A 4,594-nucleotide genomic window follows, 5' to 3' on the forward strand; every position below is an offset into this window, starting at 1 on the left:
TGCTCGGGGCTGCGCGGGCAAGAGCAAGACTGATGGGTGAATCAATTCGTCGCACCAAACTTATGGGTAACTGCAAGAAACGTCGAACGGTTACAGTTCGAGGACGGCTATCTTGCCTTCGACACGGATGGGAATGCCGGGACCACATATAGGCTTTACCAAGCGGCCTTTGATCGCGCCCCTGATCCTGAAGGCCTTGGCTTCTGGGTCCGGCATTTTGATACCGGCATGGTCACTCACCAGGAAATGGCAGGCCACTTTATTCGCTCCGAAGAGTTCGAGACCAAGTATGGCGGCGCGGCAAGCGTGGATAACGACGCCTTCCTGACGCTGCTGTATAATAACATTCTCGACCGCGACCCGGATCAACCAGGCTTTGATTTTTGGCAAGACCAGCAAGAGAATGGCCTAAGCCGCTCTGAAATGCTGCAGTACTTCTCGGAGTCACAAGAGAACATCACCAAAGTAGCCGCAGCCGTCGATGACGGCATCTGGTATGTCTGAGCCTCCTTTCTCGGCATCCCACACAGCCCCAGTTAGAAAGATGTTAATATGTTTACCTTCTCGTGCCGACGGCCTGAGCAGGTTCGCAATGCCGCCGCTGCCAAGACAAGAGCATTAGAACGTTCCACAACTGCAGCCCCCAATTGAAGCGCTCGGAAAGATGTTCTTGCCACATCTGCCCCACCAGTAAGGCATCCAGAAGCCCGCTCTCCCTCACATGCTGCGACGCAAGTAGGTCTTCCGCCCAATCCCGCAGCGGTCCGCGCAGCCACACCCCCACCGGCACCTCAAACCCCATCTTAGGCCGCTCAATCAATTCTGCTGGAACGTAGCGGTAGAGAACCTGACGCAGCGCCCATTTTGAGCTGGCCCCGCGCAGCTTCATTTCTAGCGGCAGGCGACCGGCAAAGGCGACCACCCGATGGTCCAAAAGCGGCGCTCTGGTTTCCAAAGACACATGCATCGCTGCGCGGTCCACCTTAGTCAATATCCCATCAGGGAGATAAGTTAGCTGATCCAACAGCATCATGCGCTCAGCATCGCTTTCACCTCGGCGCGGCGGGGCCAGGCCCGCCAAGACACTCTGCGGCTCGCCCCCGTCATTGACCACTTCCTCGGGCCAACGCCAGCGCGACACCAGCTTGTGGTGAAGCTCTTCAATGGATCCGCTTGCCGCGTAATCCGCAATACGGTGCATCCACTGTCCGTTTGGCTCTTTCCCCACGGGCACCTTGCGCAGCGGTGCCAACATCTTATCCCATACCCCCGCAGGCACCGCCCGCGCGGCCCCCGCCGCTATCCTGCGCAGCGATTTGGGCACGCCTTCCAAACGCTGCATCAACCCAGCCCCTTGCCGGTAGCGATCATAGCCGCAGAACAACTCATCTCCGCCATCCCCCGACAGCGCGACCTTAATACTGCCTTTGGCGAGTTTAGAGACCAAGAAGGTAGGAATTTGCGAGGCATCTGCGAAAGGCTCGTCATAAATGTCAGGCAGCATGGGCACGACGTCTCGCAGGGTTCCATCCTCGACGTAAAGCTCCGTATGCTGAGTGCCCAGATGTTCGGCCACACGCGCGGCAAACGCAGCCTCATTATAGCGTGGCTCGCGGAACCCCATCGTGAAGGTTTGAATGGGTCGCTCTGACTGGGCTTGCATGAGACCCACGATGAGCGAGGAATCAATTCCGCCAGACAAGAAAGCCCCCAGCGGGACATCCGCCAGCATCTGGCAACTGACAGCATCGCGCAAAAGCGCATCCAACGCATCAATCGTCTCGCGGGGGTCTTCTTCTCGTTTCGGCTGATGTGCTGCCTCAATGGCCGACCAGTAAGGCGTCACCGCAACTTCAGGGGAATCAAGAGACACTTGCGCCAAACACCCAGGCGTTAGACGAAAGAGCCCTGCGTAGATCGCCGGCGCTCCGCTCACATGCCCATAGCGCATAAATTGCGCGACCGCGTTTCGGTCGACCTCGGCGCCACAGGAGGGATGAGCTTGCAGCGCGCGCAGCTCCGAGCCGAAAAGGAAGGTTCTATGCGCCCCCTCTCCTTGCCAACCATAATAAAGCGGCTTCTCTCCCATGCGGTCTCGGCCCAGAACCAGCTTGCGGGTCTTGCGATCCCAGACGGCAAAGGCAAACATACCAATGGCGCGCGAGACCGTGGCAGCCACCCCCCAGGCATCAAATCCCGCGACCAAGGTCTCCGTGTCAGAATGGCCCCGCCAACCCGGTGCATGGCCGCCTTGTTCAAGCGCCCCCCGCAAGTCCTGATGGTTGTAGATCTCTCCGTTGAACACGAGGACATAGCGTCCTGACTTAGACGCCATCGGTTGATGTCCCGCCGGGGTCAAATCAACGATCGATAATCTGGCATGGCCCAGCCCAATTCCCGCGGCGGCGTCCACCCATAGTCCGCTTGAATCGGGCCCGCGGTGGGTGAGACGCTCTATCATGGCCGCCAAACGACGTTCGCCCTCAGCATTCGGGGGGCCGAGAAAGCCTGCTAATCCACACATACCTGCGTGTGCCTCATCTCTTTGTTATTGTTCCGCCGCGGTCTGCGGTTGCACAGCCCAATACGGTTCTTGCCGTGCTTCGATTGCCGCGATCGTCTTTGATTTACCCTGTCGCAACGCTTGGCGTTGATACGCACGGATAAAATCGCGCAGCGCGGGATCATCCAACTGGCGCGCCCCTGTCCACCAAGCCCGTGCATATCCATAAAGCATAGCAGCACCCCCCACGACATAGGGCGGCCGCGTCATCCGAAACAGCGCCGTAGCCGCAAAATAGAGCGGATCAGACCCCATGAAATGTTGCCCAAACCCATGCCGGGCTCGGCCCGTCAGGATGTTGTGCTCGCTCGAGCCCATCGGCCGCAGGTGATGAAATTGCAAATCAGGCTCATCCCAGCTGCGCACCACCCATCCGCGCTGGCGCGCCTTATGGCAGTCGATCCCGTCCCACATGACTTCAGAAACAAACCCGCCGATGTCTTCAAAGCAGCTGATCCGGTAGAACTTTGTCATCCCCACGGACATCTCGTCACCGCATTTTTCGCTGACCCAAGCACCCCCCTTACCCCGATAATAAGGCTTGCCGCTGGCGCTGCCCAAACGCGGGTTCGCCTGCATCCGGTCCATCAAAATCTCAAAATACCGCGGCGGCAGATCAAGATCGACATCAAGCTTGCAGAGGAAATCATAATCTTCCAGCCGCAGCGCTGCGAGGCCTACGTAGAAAGCCTCAATCACACCCGGCCCCACAGCCCGGTGTCCCCGATCCGATTTTGCGACGACCTTGATCCAATCGTGCTGCGCCGCATAGCGCGCCAGAATGTCCGCCGTCCCATCCGTGGATCCGTCGTCCACAATGATCCACTGGGCGGGGCGCTCAGACTGCGCAATCACGCTGTCTAAAGTTCGTTCGATGAACTTTGCTTCGTTACGGCAAGGAGAGATCAAAACATATCGGCGGTCGGTGTCACCCATGAGATTAAAACTTTCTCAAAAAATAAGTTTTTGCTGGGACACCGAAATCCAACCCTTAAATGCGGGTGATCGCACCTCGCAGGATCAGCGCGCATCTCACCAAATACTCGCTCATTCACATAATATTGTGATACTGGCCAATAACACGCCCAGATAGCAAGAATTCAATTGCAGCCATGTCTATTAACTGCCTCTCCTACGGGTGGAGGCCGCGTCTAGAGAGAGACCATCGGTGCGAAGTATCGCCTTACCCAGACAGCGATGCCGTTTGCGAGGCTGGCCGAATTAAAGAGCCTACCAACAACCTATTGACCCGGGCACCACCTTGATGCTTACCTTAGATGGTCTAAGTCTTAGACTATTAAGTCTAATAGGTGAACCATGCAAATGAATGTCGCAGAGGCGAAGTCTAAGCTTTCTGAGCTTCTGGCCGCCGTGGATGCCGGAGAAGATGTCGTGATTGCGCGCGGTGGCGTGCCAGCCGCGCGTTTGGTCCCAGTAACGTCATCGCACCTGCGGTTTGGGCCCCTGGCCGGTTTAGTGCCCGAAGATAGTGCACCCGACTTCATGGAGCCTATGAGCGCCGCCGAACTCGCGGAGTGGGGCGAGTGAGCCGTGAGATCGTTATCGACACTCAAGTCCTTGCTTGGTGGCTGATCGGTTCTCATCGGATCACGACGGAGATTCGACGCGTGCTAGAGGATGCGCTGGCGGTTTACGTCCCGCCATGCTCCCTTCAAGAAATAACACTGAAGGTCAGAAAGGGTCGGTGGCCGGCGATGGAACCATACGCTCCGCACCTTGATCGTATCTGTGTAACGAATGGGTTTAAGATCGCGCCCTATACGGCACGGATGGCCATCCTTGCAGGTTCTATGGAGTGGGACCATCCAGACCCGTTCGACCGAATGATCGGAGTGACCGCATTTGAGATGGGCATGGCGCTCGTGTCGAGCGACGAAGCATTTGACATGCTCGAGCGGATCCAGGATGGCGCGGCCGGATTTGGGACCATTCCTTTGCATAGAATACGTCGGCCATCGTAATTTTCCTCAGGTAATGCTTCTCATAGACTTCAGTGATGATCGCAGAATA

At 57.3% G+C, this 4,594-nt stretch carries 5 protein-coding genes; 3 read left to right on the top strand and 2 right to left on the bottom strand.

Annotated elements, in window-relative coordinates; all coding sequences use genetic code 11:
* Window positions 1–36 precede the first annotated feature (36 nt).
* A complete protein-coding gene (locus ACGYKA_RS19900; RefSeq protein ID WP_394439860.1) occupies window positions 37–504 on the top strand; it encodes a DUF4214 domain-containing protein in 468 nt (155 codons plus the stop codon).
* A 52-nt stretch (window positions 505–556) separates the two neighbouring features.
* Here the strand turns inward: ACGYKA_RS19900 and asnB are convergent, their stop codons facing one another.
* Together asnB and ACGYKA_RS19910 are read right to left on the bottom strand one after the other, a co-directional pair.
* Window positions 557–2,524 carry an asparagine synthase (glutamine-hydrolyzing) gene (gene asnB / locus ACGYKA_RS19905; protein ID WP_394439862.1) on the bottom strand — a complete coding sequence of 656 codons (1,968 nt, stop codon included), beginning with the start codon at window positions 2,522–2,524 and terminating at the stop codon, window positions 557–559.
* 24 nt (window positions 2,525–2,548) lie between these two features.
* Window positions 2,549–3,499 carry a glycosyltransferase family 2 protein gene (locus ACGYKA_RS19910; protein WP_394439865.1) on the bottom strand — a complete coding sequence of 317 codons (951 nt, stop codon included), beginning with the start codon at window positions 3,497–3,499 and terminating at the stop codon, window positions 2,549–2,551.
* A gap of 387 nt (window positions 3,500–3,886) precedes the next feature.
* On the opposite strand from ACGYKA_RS19910, the gene ACGYKA_RS19915 reads away from it, so the two are divergent.
* On the top strand, window positions 3,887–4,111 hold the full coding sequence (locus ACGYKA_RS19915; protein ID WP_394394264.1) for a type II toxin-antitoxin system Phd/YefM family antitoxin: 225 nt from the start codon (window positions 3,887–3,889) through the stop codon (window positions 4,109–4,111).
* Window positions 4,108–4,545: a type II toxin-antitoxin system VapC family toxin gene (locus tag ACGYKA_RS19920; RefSeq protein WP_394439868.1), complete on the top strand. Its 438-nt coding sequence runs from the start codon at window positions 4,108–4,110 to the stop codon at window positions 4,543–4,545. Before ACGYKA_RS19915 ends, ACGYKA_RS19920 begins: the two co-directional genes overlap by 4 nt.
* Window positions 4,546–4,594: the final 49 nt, after the last annotated feature.

Source organism: Sulfitobacter sp. 1A15106 (assembly GCF_043556995.1).
Lineage (GTDB): Bacteria > Pseudomonadota > Alphaproteobacteria > Rhodobacterales > Rhodobacteraceae > Sulfitobacter > Sulfitobacter faviae.

Bases quoted from the DNA above. Each gene is read 5' to 3' on its own strand.
- ACGYKA_RS19915 (WP_394394264.1), top strand. From the start codon at position 3,887: ATGAATGTCGCAGAGGCGAAGTCTAAGCTTTCTGAGCTTCTGGCCGCC.
- ACGYKA_RS19910 (WP_394439865.1), bottom strand. From the start codon at position 3,499: ATGGGTGACACCGACCGCCGATATGTTTTGATCTCTCCTTGCCGTAAC.
- asnB (WP_394439862.1), bottom strand. From the start codon at position 2,524: ATGTGTGGATTAGCAGGCTTTCTCGGCCCCCCGAATGCTGAGGGCGAA.